Genomic DNA, 21,923 nt, shown 5'->3' with positions numbered 1-21,923 from the left:
GGTGAAGCTGCGCAAAGCGCGTCATCCTCTGCTCACGGGGAATGTGGTGCCCATAGATTTTGAGATAGGGGAAAGATGCACGGTTGTGTTAATCACCGGCCCCAACACCGGCGGTAAAACGGTGACGCTGAAGACCATCGGCTTGCTCACTCTCATGACTTTGGCCGGCCTTCAAATCCCCACGGAGGAGGGCACCGAAATCGCGCTTTTCGAGCAGGTTTTTGCCGACATCGGCGACGAGCAGGATATTCAGCAGAATCTCTCAACCTTTAGCGCGCACCTCAAAAACATCGTTCATATCCTCGAAAATCTGGTAAGTAACTCGCTTGTCCTGCTGGATGAGATAGGGGCGGGAACCGATCCGGCGGAGGGAGCGGCTCTGGCCAAAGCGATTTTGGAGTACCTTCGAGAGAGAGAAGCCCGCGTTGTGGCCACCACACACTACGGTGAATTAAAAGAGTATGCTTTTTCCCAGCCCGGCGTGGAAAACGCCTCGGTGGAGTTCGACCGAGAGACGCTCTCTCCAACCTATCGTGTGTTGCAAGGGGTTCCCGGTTCCTCGCACGCTTTCACCATTGCGGCTCGCTTGGGCTTGCCAGAGGAGATACTGGAGCAGGCACGGGCCTCTCTCTCCAGAAAGGAGGTCGAAGCCTCGCAGCTTATCGAGCAGCTAGAGCAGAGCCGCCGCAACGCCGCCATCGCGGAACAAGCGGCCCTTGCCGCCCGTGCGGAGGCGGAACGCGCCCGCGCCGAATATCAGGAACGAGTACGCCAAATTGCCGAAGTACAAAGAACGGTGCGTCAACAGGCACAAGAGGAGGCCAGGCGCATTCTTTCGCACGCTTCCGAGAAGGCCGAAAACATTTTAAAAGAGTTGCAACGCATGAATCGGGGGGCACGCAAGGGTGCGAGCGCGCGCCAAAAGCTCAAGGCGTTACGCGAGGAGACTTACTCCGCCCTCGAACCTGCCCCCATGGAGCCTGCCGAGCCGGTACCAACGCACCATGTCTATCGTCGAGGCGACTGGGTGCGCATTCCGTCGCTTCATCTGCAGGCGCAGGTGCTTGAAGAACCGAAGAACGGTGAGGTCGTTGTGCAAATGGGAGCGATGCGGGCAACATTTCCCGTAGATCAGCTACGCCCCCTGGAAAAAGCGCCCACCATACAACCCTCTTCCACTTCTCGGGCGACATCAAGCGCCTCTGAGATAGCCCTGCGCAAAGCCCTTCAGATCGCACCGGAGCTAACCTTGCTGGCCATGCGTGTAGATGAGGCCCTGTCCCTACTGGAACGATACCTCGATGATGCCTATGCCGCCGGGCTTTCCAAAGTACGTATCATACATGGGAAGGGAACCGGAGCCTTACGAAGGGCCGTGCAGCAGTTTTTGGCCGATCATCCTTTGGTAGCCTCCTATCGGCTTGGCACAGCAGAGGAGGGAGGCGACGGGGTGACCATTGTGGAGTTAAAAGGTTAGGAGGAATGACACCATGGGATGGGAATGGTGGTTTGCATTGGCCTGCACCGGCTTTGTTATCGGAGGAATAACCGCTTGGGCAACGGGCGGCCTGAGAGTCTTTTTGTATACCCTTGCCGTGCCGATCGTTCTGCTGATAGCGCATCTCTTCTTCTCCCGGTATGCCCCACCAACCTACCTGCTTTGGGTTGGGCTGGAGTACTTGCTTATGATCGTAATGGCCTGTTTCGGCGACTATCTCTTCGGTTTGAAGCTTGGCCGCAACGGGCCTGATGGCTATCGGCACGACTCGGTAGGGCACTAGCTCGTTTTCAACGCCGATTGGGCGGCCACGATTCCCGCCGCCAAAGCGGTTTGGAAAAAGTAGGGGTCTTCTTGTGGTTTGCGCCCCATGGTGGTCCAGCTATATGTTGCCATCACGTTGAAGAGCGCGTCGGTCTCCACCTCCACCACAGCATGTTTGTCCAAAAGCCCTCTTTTCCGAAAAGAGGTTAGCACGGTTTCACGCATTTGGGAGGGCATCACCGACAGCGGCACTTGCACCGAGCCAAGCACCACGCGCTCTAAAACGGTGAGGGTCTGCTCGCTAACACCGTAGTGACGTGGGCGTTTATCTGCAAAGCTAATACGTGGCACGCAGATGGGGTGGCCTTCTAAAGCTAGGGCCGCATTCAGGGCAAGCCCCTGGTCTATGCCGGAGAACCCCAACGCGGTCTGTGTGCCGGCATTTCCCGGCCCTTGACCCACCAAAACAACATCGGCAGAAGCCACCTGTTTTGCCGCCTGCAGAGCCGAGTAGAGGTTGATGGCCTCATAATCGCCTCCGAAGGCCTGTCCGCAGGTGATCGTCGTCTGCAACAAACCATTCTGCTTCAACTCCCTCACCAGATGGCTCCAGGCGATAGGTAGGGCCGCGCTATCGGTCATAATGTAGACGACACGGCCGGAATATCCCTGCTCTTTGAAAACCGCATGTGCGGCGAAGCAGACCGGGCCGATCTGGCTATGCAGACCGCAGCAAACCACGGGGACCCCTTCAAGCGGGTGCAACGATTCGAGGGCAGGATGAAACGGGCTTTCCGGCGCCTCTATCGCCAGCACGGGCGTTTGGAGCGGGGTATAGCGCAGTTTGATGAGATGCCCAGGCGGCTCATCCTCCCACTCTTTCCCCACTATTCCCACCACGAAATCGTAGCCGCCGGTTCCCAAATTAAGCTCTACAGCTACGGTATTCAGCAAGACGCGCTCGCCAACCTGTGCCGAGCCGTTGAGCGCTTTGTAGTTGATGGCCTTTCTGGGCGACGTATTTCCATCCGCCGAGAGAGGCCGTACCGCCAACACCTGCAGATCGGAAACCTCAGCAAGCACCGCCTCTACCCGGCCTTCTGTGCGGAACAACATAGCTGTCAGCGCGTAACGGTCACTTTGTTGAGGCCGCGAGGGCTATCAGGGTTGTAACCACGGGCGAGGGCGAGACGGCACGCCCATAGCTGGCCGGCAACGATATAGAGCAGAGGGCTAAGCCGTTCGTCAACATCCACCGGAATGCGAATAGGGCATCGAGCGAACTCTAATAGCTCCGGCGAGCGTGCAAAGATGATCATCTCGGCGGCACGCTCCCGCAGTTTCTGGGCTAACTCCCACATAAAAGGGTAGGCGCGACCGTCTGGGGCATAGAGGAAGGTGGGAAACCCCTCATGGATCATGGCTATCGGCCCATGGAGGAAGTCGGCACCCGAGTAGGGCTTTGCCACCAAATAGCTCGTTTCCGTCATCTTGAGGGCGGCTTCCAGCGCGGTGGCCTGATTGATGCCACGTGCCAACACGGCACACTCTTGAATGTAGCGATAGCGCTCAACGGCCGCCTCAATATGAGAGTCCAAAGGCAACACCCGGTGCATACGTTGCGGCATTTCGCGCAGCTCTTCCAAAAGCGTTGTTTCCTCAGCCCACTGTCCGGCCAATAGGGCGATGAGGGCAAGCGTTGTCGTATAGGTCTTTGTGGCCGCCACAGCCCTCTCTACCCCGGCATGACACAGTAAGACATGCTGGCTTTGGTTGGCCAATGGCGAGTCGGCCACATTGGTGATGCAGGCGGTCAACGCTCCGGCCGCGCGAGCGGAGGCCAGCGTCTGAACGACATCTTCCGCCTGCCCCGACTGCGATATGCCTAAAACAAGGCAGCGCTCTAGCCGCAGCTTCGCTTCATAAAGAGTAAACACGGAGGGCGCAGCAAGGGCGACGGGTATGCCACAAACGATCTCGATAAGGTATTTCGCGTAGGTGGCGGCGTTGTCGGAGGTACCGCGGGCGGCTATTACCACGTAACGCACGTCCTGTTGTTTCAGCTCTTTCACGAGTTTCTGGACGGAGGCATCACCGTGCTGCACTGCCTTGGCGACGGCCTCCGGCTGCTGATAAATCTCTTCCAACATAAAGACCATTCTCTATCTCTCCTACCTAGGGGGATGCATCTAAAAACCGTCGGCTCGGTAGAAAACGGGAGCCTTTCTGGGTGGAAACAGGGCGTCTAAGAAGCGTTGCTGCGCCCTATCTTCCGTAAGGTGGTGAGGGCGTGCTGTGCCGAAAAGCAACTGGAAGAAATGAACCTGGGGCAGAATCCCCTCCCCCTCTTCCACCCGTTTCAAGATCAACGCCTCACCGGCCCCCTCTAAAGCGATCGGCCCATAAGGCGTCTCGAAACCCACCCGCCCTGCGGGGCGCCCCTGTTCCACCCATCTCTGGTCGAAAAGGGGAAGCAGCTTTTGAAACAGCTCGGTTCGATGCAACAGTCGCAACATCCCGCCGCGATTGTAGCAGGGGATTGGCTTCTCCAAAACCTGTTCAAGAGCGGAACAGACTTCCGGGTCTAAAGCGATATGCGCTCGCAGAAAGCGTATCTCCTCTTGCCAACATAAGGCCGTTAGCAGGGTAAGAACCACCCGTTCTGTCCGGACGCCCTCCCTATCCGCCAAGCCCATTTCACTAACCTCGCCATATCTCTGTCCTTCCCGCTCGAAAGTGCTGTAACAGAGATAGGCAATCACCTGCCCCTCCTCATCTTGTCCTACGAGCATCCCCTTGGGATCGCTCTCTTCAGAGAGACCTATCCAATATCTCCAATAGCTCGGCGTTCTCTCAAAGGTAAGCGGTCGGTGGCGATTATAGTCGGCGTAAATGGCCCGAATAGTGGGCAGGTCGTCGGCGCGGGCGGCACGCACACCGATATCGGCAGAACCAGAAGGCAAGGGCTGCCTAACAGCCCCCTCAACCTCCGGCAGAGGAAAGATGGTGTATCCGATGCGCTCGTAGTAGCCGGGAATGCCTGTGCCCAGCGCGGAGAAATCCATTCCCTCCGCCTCCATCACCGCCAGCGCGCGTTGAAGACAGGCCGTGTTAAAACCCTGCCCACGATATTCCGGCAGCGTGGATACGTTGGCTAGGCCACCCATGGTCAACCACATCTCTCCACAAGCCACCTTGCGCCGCACGATCTGCACGGCACTCACGATCTTGCCGTCCAGCACTCCCACCTGCGTATAGTGCGGCAACCAGGTGTCATCTGCAAACAGGTAGCGGTGAAAGAAACTACGCCCATTTTCTGACCATACACGGCACCACAACTCCAAACAGGCCTCTCTCTCCTCTGGCCGTACGGCACGAACCTCAAAGCCCATGAGTGGCTGTCTCCTTCAGTAGAAAATAGTAGCGCAGAATGGTCTCTCCTAAAGGCTCGGTGGCGGCAATATGGCAGTGAGCCGCCAGAAAAGCCTCTATTCCTTCCTTATCAATACGTTCTTGAAGCGCTCGAGCGGAAACGTCGTCTGGATGGGCATAGTGAAGCGCTGCCGCAATCGCATAGGCCGTATTGTCGGGGAATATCTGTTGCTGTAGGCACAATCGAGCCGCCCCCACCAGGCGATCCTCTGGGGCCAGCTTTCGCAAGGGGTCGCGTGCAAGGCGATCGCAGGTGTCGCCAAGCTGCGGGTTTGCGATGCGCCTCAACAGCTCCTCTTCGTAGGCACGTTGCTCCAATAGATCGAAACCGTGTTGTTTCACCAAGGCCATGCCGGTCTCGTCCATCAATCCCTTAATGCGCGCCAAAATGGTAGCGTCTTTAAGGGCATCGCTGGCATATGTATAGCCCTTAAGCCAGCCGAGGTAGCCCAAAGCAGCGTGGGCAGCGTTGTGGGAATAGAGTTTACGCTCCATGTGGGCATGGAAATTATCTACCAACTCAAGCCCTGAAATAGGAGGCAACGTGCCGACGACCGCATGCTTATCTGCCGGCAACCGATGGTAGCTCTCGGCACGAATGAAGAGCGGGTCGGCAGCACGCTCTTCGGGGGAGGGGATCGGGATCATACGACTTACAACCGTTGGCACAAAGCCGGTACGTTGGAGTACGGACTCACGCAGCGCTTCCGGCAGGTGTTGCGATACCGCTTCGCGTAAAACGCTGTCGGCTCGATAGAGGTTTTCACACAACAAGATGTTGACGGGTGCACGCTGAAGCTCCTGTCGTTTTAGAAGCCCCAAAGCGATGAGGGGGGCAATGTGCTGAAGCGCCGCGGCACCGACGGCGGTACAGATCACGGAGGCCTGGGCTATCTCCAAGGCGATCTCCTGCTGTTGGCTTGTGTGCAAAGCCCGCACCGGTGCGATCTGCACTACCGTTGGGTTTTCAGCCTTGCTTCCGGGGGAATCCGCAACGCCGGGAATAGGAATGAGACAAAGAGGATAGGAGCGCCGTGCATTTAAAAGCTCCACGATTGTGGCGTTGACCTCTACGAACACCACCTCCATGCCACTTTCCCAGAAAAGTTGTGCCAAAAAGCCCCGTCCAACATTTCCGGCGCCGAATTGAACAGCAGTGGGTACCATTAGCTTACTCCATCATCTCCAAATCACGCAGTCGGCGGCTATAAGGCCCACCCCGCTCAACGGCCATGGCCTGGCGAATGCGCCGGATGATACGGCGCGATATGTCGGGAAAGGTAAGTTCCCCGGCCAAGATGCGCACGGCCGTGCGCGTTGCATAGGGCCGTAGAACGCCGTGCCGATAGCAGAAGCCCGGCCAGCGATAGAAGAAGCGTGCAAACCGCAAGGCCGCGTCGAAATTGGCTCGAAACGCCTCCCCAATGGCATGGGTATAGGTTGTCGTGCGCCCTTCAAGGATCGCCCTTGCCGCAATCGAGCCACTGCGGATGGCCGAGTAGATGCCATCGCCGAAAAACGGATTGATAAGCCCTGCAGCATCTCCCACCAACAAAACGTTCGCACGTTCGTTTTGCACTGTGTCTAGCCCATTCCAAATAGGCAGCGGATGCGCATGAAAAACCAGCTCCTCTTCCCGATAGGGCACGTTAAGATAGTCTAGGTAGTCCAGAATCGTTTTCCGCAACTCGGTGCGTAGGTTTTGGTCGCCGTGCACGCTCTGACCTTGCGGGCGAAAACAGCCCGCCCCCACGTTAAGATGGTTCTCTTTTGGAAAGACCCAGGCATAGCCGCCCTGCACAACCCCGAAGTCCAAGTGGGCTACATCCGGGCGTAGGTCTTCGTGGCCTTCGCCCCATCGGTGAGGCGCTTCTACTTCGATGGCGATAGCGATGGCACGTTCACGCCTTAGGCCTACCTGACGCGCCACCACACCGTTTGCCCCATCGGCGCCTATCAAGAAATCGCAGGTAGCACTCCATGTGCCGGTTTCACCCTCCGCAGCAACACGAATAGGGCCTGTATCCGCACACTCTACACGGCGCACCGTTAAGGCATCGCGCACTTCGGCACCGGCGTGGGCAGCCCGTTGGGTGAGCGCGTTGTCAAAAATAGAGCGTTGCACCATCCAAAGCTCCAGATCGGATGGGTTCTCTTCGTCTGCAGGTCCGTAGTTAAGAGAGGCGAGGTAGGGGCTAGCAAACCGAAAGGTGTGACGCAGATAGCGCACCTTTGCTTCTACAAACGTCTCCGGAGCCAGATCATGGGTGACATCTATTTGCAAAAGTTGCCGTACGGTTACGGGCATGCCGCCACCGCAGGTTTTATGGCGTGGCAGCTTGCGGCGTTCCAAAAGGGCCACTCGTGCTCCGTGGCGCGCCAGCTCCCACGCAGCCGTCGTACCTCCCGGGCCGGCACCTACCACGATCGCATCGTAATGAGTGTTGTTACTCATCCTTTACTCCTTTTAAATGGTGGCACATTCTTTGCCTACTTTTGCAGATCGACGGCAGCGCTTCCGACTATTTTTGTCTGTCTGCATCTCGCCGGGCCAAGCGCCCCTCATTAGGCATTCCATCCGCCGTATTCGTCTCTGCGGCGGGAGGTTTCGGCTTGAAGAAGTCGTAGGTAACCACCTGCACATACTGCCCGGGGCCGGCTCGGTCGTGAAACCAGCGACTATCTAACGAGGTATGGGGGCTTACCAGAGCTTCGGTCTGCAGATACCATGGCTCCTCACGCACCACACAGCGGACTCCCGGCCCGCTTGTTTGCCCCCACGATTCGAGGCGAAACTCGTACTCGTTGCGTACAAGCCCCTGAACGTCGAGGGTACGTATGCGGACGGCGCGCACCTGCCCCACCAAAACATCGCCATGACGTGGCTGTTTATGCTCGTTGAGGCGCAGGTGCAGGAGCGGAATTTGAGCAGTGATTCCCTCCGGTCGTCTTGAATAGTCTATATCGTAGCGACCAAAAACACGTGTTACCGGCCCGGGTCGAAATTGAATAGCGATGCCGGTAAAATCGTGTTCTGAACGTTTGTGTTCGTAGAAGAGGCCCACATTGAACTCGCCGATCTGCTTGCCCAAATAGACGTTGTAGCCCGGCTCTCCAGGTTGGCCCACCGGATAGCGCCGCACTGCCAGGTCGCCTGCGCGCGTTTCAAAGCGCCAGCCGTTGCCAAAATGGGTGCGGTAGAAGGCGTAGGCCTCGATAACCGTTCCCTTTGGGTTGTCTCCGGGGCTAAATCCGGCAGCGCGCCCCGTCCAATGCGCTCCCCACCCTCCATAGGAGGCCACCTCACCCTCTAACACAATAGAGCGGTAGTCGCTCTCGGCATGAGAGATATAGAGGTCGCGATTGTCCGGCACCGTGTCGAAAAGCGCAATGGCATCGGGGAAAGGGAAGTGAAGATAGCGCACATGCCCTATTCGCAAACTCACGCCCCCCTCTATGTGGTGCCCTCGGTACTGATCGTACGCCTCTAGGCAGAACTCATCGGGTATCACCTGGGCGAACTTGTTGTTGTCCCTTTTACGAAATTCGAGACGCGCCCGCAATCCGGGCAGAAGGTCTACGAACCCACCGAAGATAAGGTTTTGGAAAGTGAAGCGGTCTGACCAGGCTTTTACACCTATTGAAAGATCGAAATAGCCGCGCCACGGGCCGATGAAGTCCGTATGCCAACCGTAGTGGGGAGGCTCCATAAGCCCTCTTGGATTTATCTCCGGTTCAAGGGTTGTGGTGTAGGGCAACGGTGTGGAAGGGTAGTGGAGATCGCCGGCCGTCTGGGCACGAGCCTGGTAAAGAGAGCAGAAGAGCAGAAAGCCCATAAAAAAGTGCAAAAAAGGGCGGCGTAGTGCCATATAGAGAGCCTCCTAAGCGATTTTTGAGGTGGGGTTATTTAGTTTACCACTTGGTATTGCCAACATCCGGCATGAGGCGGCCTTCCTGGTCGGCAAAAAGCAGGGCAAAGGAGAAGGGGTCTTTTCCACGCACCCATTTCACCAGCACGCGATTAGGCCCCGGCTTCAAAAGCACATCCACCCCCCAAACGCTGCCGATAGGGGTGGGGCGAAATGGGCGTCTTTCAAAACGTGCCAGCACCCTTTGCCCATTCAGCCAAACCTTAACGCCGCTATTTGTTGCCGCAACGAGCCGTGCAGGTCGCTCTGTAGGGACATATACGGTTGTCTGCCCATAGCACACGCCCGGCGAGCCATGAAAGAGAGGTTCGAGGTCTAAAACAAGTTCCGGAAAACTCCGACGCTCCCATCGCACGATCTGGCCGAGCCGCCCCGTGTAGGTCTCATAGAGTTCCGGTCGGCTCTCCGGCGCATAGACTCGGTCGAACCCTTCGGTTTCAGCATTTTCGAAGGTTCCCACAACCCACCAGCAAGAGGCTCCTGGAACGAGGAACTGTGCCGATTGAGAAGGTGCCCCCGACTCCGGCAGAAGCGTGATAGTAAGCGGGTTTACTATTTCGATAACGCCCTGGCCACCGGGCACGGTGAGGGTGAACCCAGTCTGCAACCGTCCTTGGGGTGCGATGACCTGGCGGTTCCCAAAACCGGGTGGCATGGTGATCTGCCACCCGGGCGGCACCGTCACCTGTATCTTTCCGATGAAAGGCTCTTGGCCCTGATTGGCTATCGCCAGCTGGAACGATTTGGGTTGCAGATGCGACACGGCGAAAACCTCACCCGCGTCCAACGAGAGAAGATAAGGCCCCACACGCCGCTCCATGAGGTAGGGTGGATAGACGAGCAGGGGTTTGACGAGGCGATTATCCGCCCAGGCGATGGCCTGGGTAACATCGGTGGGTGTTGTGGCACTGCCGGACATCGAAACAGCCGTTGAACCCTCTGTTTCGGCAGGAGCAGAGGATGGAAGGTCTGTCGCTTCTGGTGTTGGGGTAGGTTCCGTTGGAGACGTAGGTAGGTTTTCCTCTGACGGCCCTACAGCAGTTTCTTGGGATGGTTCCCCGTTTAAGGAGACATCGGTTGCCGTCGGAGCCTGCTCTTCAGGTGCCGTTGGTGAAGGCATCGGCGCGGTATCTATAGGCGTTTCCGCCGTTTCTTCAAGCAGGGCGAGATACGGCACGTAGGCTTCGATGAAGCGCATTCCTACCGTGGCAAGTCGTTCCGCTATGTCGTGAAGCGAGTCGGGCAAAGGCAGATCGTGCAGACCCGGGCCCGGGATGAACATCTCTCCTAAAGGCTGTTTCCAAAGCTCAGGCATCTGCTCGTAGCCGTAAAAGATGCCTTTAACAGCGCCTATGGCTCCTCCTACAAACTCGGTATCGTAGCCACAATTTACGGCGCTACACAAGGCCGTTTCAAAATCTTGAAAGCCGTAAAGCAGCCCGATGGTAAAGAAGCCCATATTTTGGGCCACGTCGGAAAAGTTGGGGTTGCCCACCTCTTTGAGGACAGCTTCACGAGCCGCCAACCACTCGTTGGCACGAAAGGCCGCATCCAGCACGGCTTTCACGGCGCGCGCTACACGGCAGTTGCGAGGGATCATGGCCAGCCCAATAACGCATAAAGCCCGTGGGTCGGTCAGGAAAAAGGCCGCGCTGCCCAGCGCCGCCAAAAACATAGCGGCCCAAACGCCCTCCATTCCGTGGTCTATGCGTGCATCGCGGGCAGCAAATGCAGCGGCCACTTGCGGCGCCCCTGGCAAAAGCAGAGACCAGATGTCGGCGCGCATAGCGCCTCCTGTGCTGTTGTGAAACCAGTTGGAGTAGGTGCCCGAAGCAGGAGGCTCTAAACCGTGTGCCCAGTTCCATTGGGCATAGCCGAACTCGTCTTGCCAGTAGTCCAAATGGCTTTGCCAAGCCTTAATGAGATCGGTGTCGGCTACCTCTATTCCTACTTTTTCGAGGGTATCGAGCCAAACGACCGTAAAATCCAGCCCGACTCCCGCCGCGTGCTGGGCCGGGATAGGGCTATAGTAGTGTAAAGTGGAGGGCGCGGTGCGTCCACGATTGGCGATGCCTAAAGTTACACCGGCGCATTTTCCCCACCAAGCTCCTTTTACCTTGTCAAAATACGCTTTTTTCGTAAGGGTAAGCGCTGCAGGCATCCCCAATGTCCTCCTACCGGTTAACCGGTATTTCGCAGCCCTGCCGCTATCCCGTTGATGGTGGCCGCGATAGCGTAGTCAAGCTCCTCTTGATCTAAGCCCGCCTCCTGTTGCTCCCCACGTTTTCGGCGCAACAGCTCTACCTGGATAAGGCTCATGGGATCTACGTAGGGGTTGCGCAGGCGGATGGAGGCGGCGAGCGTGGGGTTCTCTTCTAAGAGTGTACGTTGGCCGGTGATGCGCAGCACCATTCGGGCGGTGCGATGGAACTCCTCCATAATGAGGTTATAGACACGCTCGGCAAGCGCTCTATCCTTTACCAAAGAGGCGTAGCGCCAGGCGATGTTGGGGTCTCCCTTCGCCAGCCCGGTCTCCACATTGCGGATCATATCCTCGAACAGAGGGAACTTGCGCATCATGGTCTGCAGGAGCGCCTCATGTTTGGGGTTCTCTTGGATGAACTGTTCGATGGCATAGCCCACCCCAAAGTAGGCCGGCAGCACATGCCGGCTTTGCATCCAACCGAACACCCAAGGGATGGCACGCAGGTCTTCCAGATTTCGTTTTTCACTTCGCCGTGGCGGACGGGAGGCAATGCGGGCGTGGGCTAGCTCTTCTACAGGGGTAGCCTGTTCATAGTAAGTGAGAACCTCTGGATTTTCCGCGATGTGCTTTCGATAAAAGGCGAACGCCTTCTGCGACATCCACTCCATGGCGGCCTCCCACTCCGGCTCGATCACAGCTCCCCATCCACCGGCTCTGGTCAGAGCCTCTAGGGCAGCAGCCACCATGAGTTCGAGGTTGCGTTCGGCTATCTGCTCGTCGGCATATTTCCAGTTGAGGACCTCGCCCTGTTCGGTAATGCGAATGGAGCCGCGAAAGGCGTTAGGGGGTTGCGCCGTGATGGCCCGATGCGTTGGCCCTCCTCCACGCCCCACGGTGCCCCCTCTGCCGTGAAACAGGCGCAGCTGCACGTTACACTCGGCTGCAACCTGATGTAAAGCCCGATGCGCTTTAAATATCTCCCATGTGGAGGTAAGCATGCCGCCATCTTTGTTCGAGTCGGAGTAGCCAAGCATGACCTCTTGCCGGCGTCCCCATGTATCAAGAAGACGGGAGTACTCGGGCGAACTCCAAAGCTCACGACAGATCTGCGGCGCGTTACGCAGGTCTTGAATGGTTTCAAAGAGGGGTACCGGCATCAGGCCGGGGTCATCGCCATGCGCCTCAACACGAATGCCACAGCTACGCGCAAGCCAAATGGTGTTCCAGATGTCTTGCACGCTTGTGGCTCCGCTGATCACGTAGGCCCGAATGGCTTGCGGCGGATACTTTTGTTTTAGGGCGGCAACGGTGCGAAGCGTATCTAAAAGCTGTATCGTTTGCGGAGAGGGTGGGGAGGGGATATGGCCCGACTGTGTAGAGGCACCTTGAGCGAGTTCCTGAATTGCTTTGGCGTGAACGCGCGCATGCTGGCGTAGGTCGAGCGTATGCAGATGAAATCCAAAGGTGTCTACCTGCCTTATGAGCGGATCGAGATAGAGGCGAGCAAGCTGTTGGGCCTTATTAGCCTGCAGGCTATCGCGTATGAGAAGCAGATCGGCCTTGAAGGCAGCCGCATGGGGGTAAGCGAGGGTGGTGTCACCCTCTTGAACCGCCCGAAGCCTTCGGGCCACATAGCTTAGGAAGAAGCGGTAAACTTCCTCTCGCGAGCGGGCACGCGCCTGCTTCTCCTCCAAAGGATGTTCCCGCTCGTAGCGTGCCAAAGCCTCTTCGAGCGCAGGCGAAACGCCGGCCTGTCTTACAGAAAGACTGAGACGCGCTATCAATCCTTCTATCTGCTGCCGGTAATGGTCTAAAATGATCTGTCGTGCCATTTCGAGGGCATCTTGAACGGTTCCCCCATGAACGTAGGGGTTGCCATCTCCGTCGCCTCCAATCCAGCTGCCAAATCGCAGCACGGTGGGCAACTGGGCGGGGGTAACGGCGACGCCATAGGCTCGCTGGAACGCCTCGGCCAGGCCCTCATAAAATCGCGGTAGGGCAGTAAAGAGGGAAGTTGGGTAGTAATCAAGCCCCATACGTATCTCGTCCTGAACCGTTGGAGCCCGTCGGCGCACCTCATCCGTCTGCCAAAGCTCGGTGATCGCCGCGGCGATCAGCTCTTCTCGTTCGCGCGCCTCCGCGTCGGTGAGTGGAAGCCAGTCAATTCGTTCGATCTGAATGGCAATTTGGCGGCGTTTATACAGCACCGTGCGGCGTGCCACCTCGGTGGGGTGCGCCGTAAATGTGGGGATCACCTCCACTTTGCTGAGGTGTTCCAGCGCTTCGCTAGCCCCAATGCCTCCTCGTTTCATGCGTAGGAGGGTTCCCTCCATCGAGCCGGGTTGAGGAACGTGATTCGGCGCGACGCGGGCGGCACGCAAACGCCTCTTGCGATGGTTGGCCTCCGCTAAATTCGTTAGCTCGAAGTAGATGGAGAACGCTTTGGTGACTTGGTAGGCGCGAGACACCGAGAGGGAGCGGATGCACGCCTCCATGGAGGCGAGCGCGTCTTCCGCACTTTCACCGGCCTGAAGTCTTTCGCGATAGCCAATAGCCGTTTGACGCAGCGCCTCCACCGTATCGTACAGCGAGGGATCGGCCTGCTCCTTCAGCGTCCAACCCAGTAGGCGGCCTAAGCTGCGCACATCGCGGCGCAGCGGCGCAAACTTTTTCTCGGGGTCGTCGGTTAGCAGCTCTTCGAGGCGTGCGTGCTGATCTTCGGCGCTCCAAAGCGGGCGGGGCTGTTCTTGAGAAATCTCTTCCATGTCTATTGATCTTACTGCTTTTCCGCCCTTTTTACAAGGGCCGCCACTCCACAGGAGCCTATTCCAACTCCACGTCAACGGAAAGCGCGTTGCCCAGTTCCCGTAGCCCCGATTCGGTTACCAGATAGTCGTTTTCCAAGCGTACCCCTATTCTCTCCTCGGGGAGATAGAGGCCCGGCTCGATGGTAAAGACGGCACCGGGTTGCAGCGGTTCGTAGCGCTCTCCCACATCGTGCACATCTAGCCCCAGATGATGCCCTGCCCCATGCGGCATGAAGGTGTCTAGGGTCTGTTCCTCGCCGCCTGCACTGCGAACTCGTAGTGGGTGCTCTTTCAAAAACGCTTTGCAGCGCCTATTTAGATCGTCTAACGAATCGACTCCGGGTCGGTAGGAGTCCACCAGATGCTTCAGGGTGGCCGCCACGGTTGCATATATCTCGCGCTGTCGCTCGGAGGGCCTGCCCCCTACAATAAAGGTGCGCGTGAGGTCGGCCGTGTAGGCTCCTACCTGTGCCCCGATGTCTACCACAACGGTTTCACCGTTTTCCATGCGCTTTCTGTTATCGGTGTAGTGGAGAATGGTCGCGTTAATGCCGCTGCCGATGATAGGGGCAAAGCCTAAAACCGCTCCATGACGTCGGAAGGTGTGAAGCACCTCGGCCTCGACCTCGTATTCGTAGCGTCCATCTCCTTCATGAATGAGATTGCGTGCAGCCTGCAGGGCTTCATCGGTAATGGCGATGGCCTGTTCGATACGCTCTATTTCCGCAGGAGATTTGATCATGCGAAGCTTTGCCAGCCCTGGGCCGAGGTCTCGAAATTGCGCCGTCGGAGCCATTTGGCGAATACGCTCGATAAGCGCATAATCCGGTGAAAACCGAGCCTCCTCTCCATAAGGCGCCACAACGTAGAGGGTTGCACAGTACGATAGCCACGTGGTCAGCAGCCCCCAGAGGCGTCCTGCCTCTAAAGTTGCCTCGATGCCGGTAAGCCTCTGCGTCTCCTCTCCGGGGCCAAGTTTGGGGCCCGTCCAGAGTTCCCAGGAGGGATTACGGGCCGGCAGAAAAAGGATTTCACGCACCTGTTTGCTTAGGCCTGTATTTCCTACATGCGGAGGCACGCCCTCCGGCAGCATAACGAGGAAAGCTCCTGGAGTCTGCACCCCGGTGAGGTAGTAGAAGGCGCTATTCTGCCGATAGGGCAGAGGCCCGGTAAACTCCCTCTCTGTGGAACCGCGCACCAGCAAGATGCCATCCGGATAGGTTTCGCGCAAGGCTTTGCGGCGGCTACGAAACTCCTCCGTTGAGAATCCATCCAACGGCAACGGAGGCGTATAGACCTCCTTTTGAGCGGTAGGCTCCGAAGGCACATTCGAGACGATCATTTTCGGCGCTACTCCTGCCAGGCGGCTTTGCCCGATGCGGTTGGATCGATCCCCCGCAACATCATGCCCTGGCCTCGAGAGAGATGCACCATCTGCGTCGGCTTATCGGTGGGATCGCGCATCTGCACCAAAAGGGTAGTACGCGCCTCGTTGCTGGTATTCAGCCCGGAGCCGTGAATGGTTAGGTAGCTGAAGAAGAGCACATCGCCTGCTTCCGCCGGGCAGGGCACAGCGCTTTCGATAGGGTATTGCTCGAACGGCAGATGCCAACCACCCTCCGGGCTATGCTCCAGCATTCCCAACTTATGGCTGCCGGGCACCACGCGAACGCAGCCTTTTTCGATGGGAGCATCGTCGAAATGGAAGATGGCCGCGATCATGGTATGGCGCTCATGGGGGAAATAAGGGGCGTCCTGGTGCATAGGGAACGGCGCGCCCTTCTCCGGCGGCTTGATAAACATCTTGGTATGGTGAAGTTGCACGTTAGGTGAGCCGATGATCTCGGCAGCCGCATCGGTTAGGCGCGGGTCGGTAATGAGACGGGTGAAGAGGGCATCATAGAACTGCACATCGTGGCAGTGCAGCACCACCGTCTTCTCTGCACCGGCGACTGCCTGCTTGGCGCTGCCCCAAGTGGCATCTATGTTGCGCATGGCACTGAGGCGTTCGGCCAACGCATGGCAGGCTTTACGATAGAGAGCCGCCTCTTCCGGCGTCAGCAACCCTTTCACCAGTAGGTAACCGTTTTCCCGATAGAAATCGAGCTGTTCGGGTGTCAACATGGTTTCAACCTCCTTCAGGATGGCCTCTTTCTTTGTGTAGGGAGGCCGTGCCTACCTGTATCTTTTGTTACTTCGTGTTTTCGCTAAAAATTTCCTGCTTCGCCCTTACAGCATTTTGCTCCTACGCCGGCGGAGACCAAAGATGATCATAAAAACCGGCATTTTTGTCATTTTATTTAAACCCATAGCTAATGCATACTTAGATGTAGGCGTTGTTGGTTGTTGTAGCGCCTTTGAAATTCGCTGTACAGCTTCACGCAATAGAAAATTTTGGAGGAACAGATGCATCTCAAAAGTTTGTTTAGATTGTTGTCCATCCCTGCTGTTATAGGGTGCTCGATGGCGGTGGCTCATGCGCAGAGCTACAGCTCTTTTACGAATGTGGGGGCTATCCACGGCATTACCCTCAACAAAACCGTCTCCAACGGAGTTGCCTCCTATAGCCTCTCCCTGGCGCCAAACGCCGGCTATGGCAGCACCACCATCACGAACATCTTCGGCTTTTTTGAGCTGTTCGACAATCCCGTCTCTTCCGTGATTCCCTCCGGCTACACAACGCCGAGCGGTTGGAGCGAGAAAGACGATATTTCCGGGCACAACGCAACCGGCCAGATGTTTGGATACGAGAACAACAGCAAGAGCAACGCCGTTACCTCAAGCCACTCGGTAAGCGGGTTTGAGTTTCTCAACACACCGACCCCAAGCAGCTTCGGCTTCCATGTGACTGCAGGTAATGGAAATACTTACTTCATCAAAGGCTCCCTCACTTCCACTCCGGAGGCCTCGTCGCTAGCGGGCCTAGGCGCCCTTCTCTGCAGCGGCGGGCTTTTTGCCATTCGCCGCAAACTCCGTCGAACTGCGTAGTTCTGCAGAGCGTCGAGAGAGCGTGCACTCTTTCGACGCTCCTCTTTCTCCGGCCACGCGCTTCCGTTTCCTGCACGTACCGAGGCCTAGAGGATAATCGCATCCGGTTCTGGTAGAATCCCTGAAAAACAGGAGCACCGATGCCATGATGCGAATCTATGTCGGCACTTACAGCGGGCAGATCGGGTTGCTTGAACTCTCGGAGGCAGGAGAGATCACCTCTCAACGCAGCGTTGCCAGCCTTGAAGCGCCCGCATTCCTCGGTCTACATCCAAACAAGCATACCCTCTACGCTCTAAGTGAGACGCAGCCGGGGCGCGTTACCGCCTACACCCTGGAACCGACTACGGGCGAACTACGATTTAAGAACGATCAAGTCCTCTCCGGCACCTATACCTGCCACCTCTCCGTAGACCCGATGGGGCAGATGCTGTTTGCGGCGTCTTACGGCAGCGGACACGTGCACCTGCTACCCTTAGCCCCGGACGGCGCCCTTCATCCCGAAGCCGCCTGCATTCACCATGAGGGACATGGGGCACGCCCCGATCGGCAGGAGGGGCCGCATGCTCACTGTACGATTCCTCACCCACAACAACCCTATCTTTTCGTGGCCGATTTAGGCGTGGATCGGGTTTTTGTCTATCGCATTGACCGCCAGAAAGCTCGGATTGAACCTCATGATCAGGTCGCTTTGCCTGACGGAGCGGGGCCGCGGCATATCGCCATCCACCCCAATGGGCGCTTTCTGTATGTGATTAATGAGTTAAACTCCACGGTCACCGGCTTTCTATTTGACCCTGAAAAGGGCTTACTCACTGCAACCCACACCCAATCCACCCTCCCCGAATCGCCTATTGGTGAGAACTACCCCTCCGAAGTGGCGCTATCGCCAGATGGGCGCTTTCTCTATGGGGCCAATCGGGGGCACAATAGCCTGTCTGTTTTTCAGGTAGAGGAGGCAACCGGCCGGCTCCTACCGAGAGGACATATATCGGTAGAGGGCGACTGGCCGCGCCACTTTGCCATCTCTCCGGACGGACGATGGCTTGTGGTGGCCAACCAAAAGAGCAACAATGTGGTGTTTTTCCTCCTTGATCAAGAGACAGGAATGCCCCAATTTTTGAACCGACAAGTAGCCCTCTCTGCACCGAGTTGCATTCTCTTCTTTTCGTTGGAGAATAAAGGGAACGTCAACGCCGGCTAGGCTAGAGGGGAGTTCGGGTTAGGTGCAAGCCTCCTGCCTTTAGGCGGAGGTATCTGAAGATTGCCGGTCTGGCTCTTTAGGTGGCGGGGGATAGTCGGTGAGATAGACCCGATCGGCTTTAGGGCAAAGCCAAATGCGCAGGCGATTTCCCTGTCGTTCCCAAGTTTCGAGGGGTTCCCAACTCTCTTTGCCATCACCCACAAAAATCGGGAAAGATCGCTTCATCTCTTCCGGCAGGCAGGCTTCCAGCTCCACATCAACTCCTTTCGCCCAGTAGAGGCCGATGGCAAAGAGTCGCCCATCGTCTCTAGTGGGGGGCAGGATGTCGAAGCGGCCTCGTGCGCGGAGAGGTCGCCCGTGCCAATCTCGTTCGGTTTCGATAAGGGGATTGGCGGCCTGCGCTTTGTCAATGCGGAGGTCTTTCCCAGCAAAGTCCGTTTCGAGAGCAACCGGCGGATAGGCCCATCCGTAGGGGCATTCCGTTTTGCCAACCCGCACGGCCCAGGCCGAATCGCCCCAGGAGTAGTGCCAGTATTCGTCGCGGCAGTTGGAAAAACCGGCATTCAGCATGGCCTCCACCATCATCATGCGGTTCCGTTTGGCCTCTGGGCCTATCTTGTCAGACCACGTATAGGCCGCTTCCCATCCTTTGGTGGGCGCGATCATATCCAAGGGGTTTCCGTCGGGGCCAAGCAACCCCACATCCACCGCACCGCCTGTGCAGTGTCCAGGGGGTGCCTTTTGATCGTAGGGCGCAAAGTACTTATTTGTGGCCCGCCGTAATGCCGAGAGAGGCCAATTGGGGTGCTCCTCCTGCATACGCCTAAAAAAGCTATCCCACCCGCTCTTCTGCATGTCAAGCGTTCGCAGGCACGTACCAACACGCAGCTTGTAGCCCGGTGGCAACGAGGCCTGGGCACGATTCAGCATGTCGGCTACGGTACGACGTAAGTAGGGGCAAAGATGAGGCGATAAAACGACATCGGGGCAGTGGATACGAACATCAACAAGCGGCTCCCGCTCCGTCCATGGCTTGTCCAGCTCCAAAATACGCACCTTATTCAGAGCCGCAATAGGTTCCGGCGCGCCAAGTTTTCGGCTCTTGCGGCCGGAGGTGGAAGAGGACGTCACGCGCTATTCCTCCTCATCTTCATCTTCCTCGTCCTCGTCATCCTCCTCTTCAAAATCCTCCAAAGGCCCGGAGCTATCTGTGTAGCGGCTGATCTCCTCGCCGCGAAAAACGTGGGCGACAAAATCCTCCCTATCAAAGCGAGGGAGGTAGGAGGAGACGATATCGTCGTCTATTTGGGCGAGCAACTCCTCCTCTTCGGCAACGCTGAGGTCTACCTCAAGGATGATGGTAGCGTGGATGGTGTCGTTGGCATAATGGATGTCTGCCTGGCCGATACGGCGCTCACCATCCCAGATAAGAAATATCTCGGAGGATTGTGTGCGTACGATGCGTGTTAATTTAAAAGATGTCTCCACCGCTCTTTCCTAGACAGCGAGAACCCTCTCTTGCTCTGTTTTTAGAGGGGCGCTCCGAATGCGGTTTTCGCCGAACGGCACGTAAAACCGACAGTTGTCCGCCTGAGTCCCCAGCACCGTGCTCGCGTTCCCTATTTCTATGCGTACCCCTGGATAAGAAGTTCCCGCCACTTGAATGGTCGCATGAACCGATTCCGGCCGGCTGATGCTCAAACTGCGCCGTTCCCCATAGAGCATTCGCTGATGCTCCTCCAAGGCCTGGAGCTGATCCTGTAGCTTTTGAACCAGCGTCTGCTTCTCCTCCGGCAGCGTGCGCAGTCGCAGCGTGCTAAAAGGTTTTAAGGCACGGCAGATCGATTCGATGTGGGTTTCGCACGCTGCAAGCTCCTCTTCGATCTCCTGGGCGCGCACCTGGTTGTAACGGCCAGAACTCACCATAACTTCGGTAGGCGTGCCTGTTGGAGAGCCTAACTGCTGAATCTGTATGCCGGATTGGGCGCAGATAGAGCCACCTACGATCTGCGAATCGGGCCCACCCAAAATTTTACCTCGAATATCAACCTGGCAGTTGTTCAGGGTACCATCCACATAGAGATCGCCGGTCACAACGATTTTACAGCCGATAGCGCTATGGAGATACAGGTCACCGTTAACCCGCAGCAAGGAGTTGATGGCACGACCACGCAATGCAAGAAAGGTTCCCGAAACGATCCAGGCGCCGATCGTGTCGCCGACAACGGCGGCCCCATGGGCAAAACGATGCAGGCCGCCGCGCAATGTGTGATGTACGCGCGAAAACGCACGCACACCGAGTCGGCTGCCCTGCAACTCGGCAACCCCCTCTGTGGTAGCGTAGAAGTGGAAGCCGTCCTCCGAAACGCGAACACAGGGGCCAGGGCGCAGGTCCGCCGGTTTCCCCGGCTTCGCCTCTATCACACGGATAGGCCAGATGAGAGTCTTCCCCGGCGTGCCGGCACTCGGCGGCACAATGCAAGCAAGCTCCTGGCCGGCCTCTACAAAACGTTCTGGCTCAATGGCGAACCAGTCCACCTGACCGAAACGGTTCTTCGGTAACGGGCGTGTGAGAATCTCCTGCGGAATGCGAAAGTGGATAACGCCGTCCATTCCATCCACAGGCAACACTCCTTGTGCGGCAACAAAGGTGATGGGGTCTTGCCCCGGTTGGGCGTTATGGACGGCCTCACGGATGGCGCTTTCGCGAATGCCATAGGTAACCCCTAGCTCACGAAAGCGCTTCACGATCTCGTCGGCACTTACCGGTCTACCGCCGGTCTCCGGCGGATAGATGGTTACTGTGGCCTCGGTGTAGTTGTCGTTGAAGCGCACCTCGAAACGTCCGTCTCGAATGGCACCGCTTGTGGACATCGTTGTCTCCCCCTTCGTTATTTTGAGACTTCTTCACATTATAGGTGCTTGCCCGCAACCCCTTAAGTATAGAGCACGTAGTTATACGGTATCTAAACAACAAAACCGGTAAAGTTACGGACAAAGGGTACAAGAAAGGAGATACCGTTGCGGATGACAGAGCAACCACAGCTGCAGTTAATAACCGAGCGTTTGCTCTTGCGCCCTTTTACTCTAAGCGATGCGCCCGTAGTGCAACGCTTAGCAGGAGCCTCGGAGATCGCCGACACCACTACCAATATCCCGCACCCTTATCCCGAAGGTGCTGCGGCGGCGTGGATAGCCGGGCATGCCACTCAAATCGCGGCCGGCACGAACTACCCTTTCGCCATCATCCGCAGAGCAGATGAAACCCTTGTGGGCGCTATAGAGCTACACGTGCAGCCCGCTCATCATCGTGCCGAGATGGGCTACTGGATCGGCGTTCCCTACTGGCGTCAAGGCTATGCCACCGAAGCGGCGCGGCGCGTTATCGCCTTCGGGTTCGACACACTTGGTCTTAACCGCATCTACGCTACCTACTTTACGCGCAACCCCGCCTCACGACGGGTCATGGAGAAAGCGGGAATGCGTTATGAGGGCACTCTGCGAGAGTGGATACGACACGCCGACCGTTATGAGGACTGCGGCATCTGCGCCATTTTGCGAAAGGACTATGAGCAAGCAGTATAATAGCGAAAAC

Annotated in this window: 18 protein-coding genes; 5 read left to right on the top strand and 13 right to left on the bottom strand. The window is 57.2% G+C overall.

Going from position 1 to position 21,923, the window contains the following annotated elements:
• Window positions 1–1,477: endonuclease MutS2 (locus tag VKV18_RS04675; RefSeq protein WP_324203066.1), on the top strand; the 1,477-nt coding region annotated here is incomplete at its 5' end.
• Window positions 1,478–1,490: 13 nt separating this feature from the next.
• Window positions 1,491–1,781, top strand: a complete 291-nt coding sequence (locus VKV18_RS04670) for a hypothetical protein (RefSeq protein WP_324203065.1) — start codon at window positions 1,491–1,493, stop codon at window positions 1,779–1,781.
• On the opposite strand, the gene VKV18_RS04665 is transcribed toward VKV18_RS04670, so the two are convergent.
• The 10 genes from VKV18_RS04665 to VKV18_RS04620 form a co-directional block, all read right to left on the bottom strand.
• On the bottom strand, window positions 1,778–2,878 hold the full coding sequence (locus tag VKV18_RS04665) for a DUF3866 family protein (protein ID WP_324203064.1): 1,101 nt from the start codon (window positions 2,876–2,878) through the stop codon (window positions 1,778–1,780). The two genes, VKV18_RS04670 and VKV18_RS04665, sit on opposite strands and share 4 nt — an antisense overlap.
• Window positions 2,879–2,883: 5 nt before the next feature.
• Entirely contained in the window at window positions 2,884–3,921 is a 1,038-nt protein-coding gene (locus tag VKV18_RS04660; RefSeq protein WP_324203063.1) for an SIS domain-containing protein, read from the bottom strand.
• A 30-nt stretch (window positions 3,922–3,951) separates the two neighbouring features.
• Window positions 3,952–5,154, bottom strand: coding sequence for a GNAT family N-acetyltransferase (locus tag VKV18_RS04655; protein WP_324203062.1), 1,203 nt, complete (start codon window positions 5,152–5,154; stop codon window positions 3,952–3,954).
• Window positions 5,144–6,361: a hypothetical protein gene (locus tag VKV18_RS04650; RefSeq protein ID WP_324203061.1), complete on the bottom strand. Its 1,218-nt coding sequence runs from the start codon at window positions 6,359–6,361 to the stop codon at window positions 5,144–5,146. The genes VKV18_RS04655 and VKV18_RS04650 overlap by 11 nt, the downstream gene beginning before the upstream one ends.
• A 4-nt stretch (window positions 6,362–6,365) precedes the next feature.
• Window positions 6,366–7,649: a geranylgeranyl reductase family protein gene (locus tag VKV18_RS04645; protein ID WP_324203060.1), complete on the bottom strand. Its 1,284-nt coding sequence runs from the start codon at window positions 7,647–7,649 to the stop codon at window positions 6,366–6,368.
• A 67-nt stretch (window positions 7,650–7,716) separates the two neighbouring features.
• Window positions 7,717–9,063: a hypothetical protein gene (locus VKV18_RS04640; RefSeq protein WP_324203059.1), complete on the bottom strand. Its 1,347-nt coding sequence runs from the start codon at window positions 9,061–9,063 to the stop codon at window positions 7,717–7,719.
• A 43-nt stretch (window positions 9,064–9,106) separates the two neighbouring features.
• Entirely contained in the window at window positions 9,107–11,284 is a 2,178-nt protein-coding gene (locus VKV18_RS04635) for an ADP-ribosylglycohydrolase family protein (RefSeq protein WP_324203058.1), read from the bottom strand.
• 20 nt (window positions 11,285–11,304) lie between these two features.
• Window positions 11,305–14,094, bottom strand: a complete 2,790-nt coding sequence (locus VKV18_RS04630) for a phosphoenolpyruvate carboxylase (protein WP_324203057.1) — start codon at window positions 14,092–14,094, stop codon at window positions 11,305–11,307.
• Between the two features lie 58 nt (window positions 14,095–14,152).
• Window positions 14,153–15,478, bottom strand: a complete 1,326-nt coding sequence (locus VKV18_RS04625; protein ID WP_324203056.1) for a Xaa-Pro peptidase family protein — start codon at window positions 15,476–15,478, stop codon at window positions 14,153–14,155.
• Between the two features lie 8 nt (window positions 15,479–15,486).
• Window positions 15,487–16,260 (bottom strand): phytanoyl-CoA dioxygenase family protein, encoded by a 774-nt coding sequence (locus tag VKV18_RS04620; protein ID WP_324203055.1) that lies wholly within the window; start codon window positions 16,258–16,260, stop codon window positions 15,487–15,489.
• Window positions 16,261–16,599: 339 nt separating this feature from the next.
• On the opposite strand from VKV18_RS04620, the gene VKV18_RS04615 reads away from it, so the two are divergent.
• Window positions 16,600–17,124 carry a hypothetical protein gene (locus VKV18_RS04615; RefSeq protein ID WP_324203054.1) on the top strand — a complete coding sequence of 175 codons (525 nt, stop codon included), beginning with the start codon at window positions 16,600–16,602 and terminating at the stop codon, window positions 17,122–17,124.
• A gap of 145 nt (window positions 17,125–17,269) precedes the next feature.
• Window positions 17,270–18,328, top strand: a complete 1,059-nt coding sequence (locus VKV18_RS04610; RefSeq protein ID WP_324203053.1) for a lactonase family protein — start codon at window positions 17,270–17,272, stop codon at window positions 18,326–18,328.
• Window positions 18,329–18,367: 39 nt separating this feature from the next.
• On the opposite strand, the gene VKV18_RS04605 is transcribed toward VKV18_RS04610, so the two are convergent.
• The 3 genes from VKV18_RS04605 to VKV18_RS04595 are packed head-to-tail and all read right to left on the bottom strand — an operon-like array spanning window position 18,368 to window position 21,202.
• Window positions 18,368–19,459, bottom strand: a complete 1,092-nt coding sequence (locus tag VKV18_RS04605; protein WP_324203052.1) for a M15 family metallopeptidase — start codon at window positions 19,457–19,459, stop codon at window positions 18,368–18,370.
• 3 nt (window positions 19,460–19,462) lie between these two features.
• Window positions 19,463–19,816 carry a hypothetical protein gene (locus VKV18_RS04600; protein ID WP_324203051.1) on the bottom strand — a complete coding sequence of 118 codons (354 nt, stop codon included), beginning with the start codon at window positions 19,814–19,816 and terminating at the stop codon, window positions 19,463–19,465.
• Window positions 19,817–19,825: 9 nt separating this feature from the next.
• A complete protein-coding gene (locus VKV18_RS04595; protein ID WP_324203050.1) occupies window positions 19,826–21,202 on the bottom strand; it encodes a FapA family protein in 1,377 nt (458 codons plus the stop codon).
• 153 nt (window positions 21,203–21,355) lie between these two features.
• Between VKV18_RS04595 and VKV18_RS04590 the strand changes: the two genes are divergently transcribed.
• Window positions 21,356–21,913 carry a GNAT family N-acetyltransferase gene (locus VKV18_RS04590; RefSeq protein ID WP_324203049.1) on the top strand — a complete coding sequence of 186 codons (558 nt, stop codon included), beginning with the start codon at window positions 21,356–21,358 and terminating at the stop codon, window positions 21,911–21,913.
• Window positions 21,914–21,923: the final 10 nt, after the last annotated feature.

It is taken from the genome of Chthonomonas sp. (assembly GCF_035294505.1).
Classification (GTDB): Bacteria; Armatimonadota; Chthonomonadetes; order Chthonomonadales; family Chthonomonadaceae; genus Chthonomonas.
Note: the sequence above shows the minus strand (reverse complement) of the source record. Positions and strands in the feature narration are given on the sequence as shown.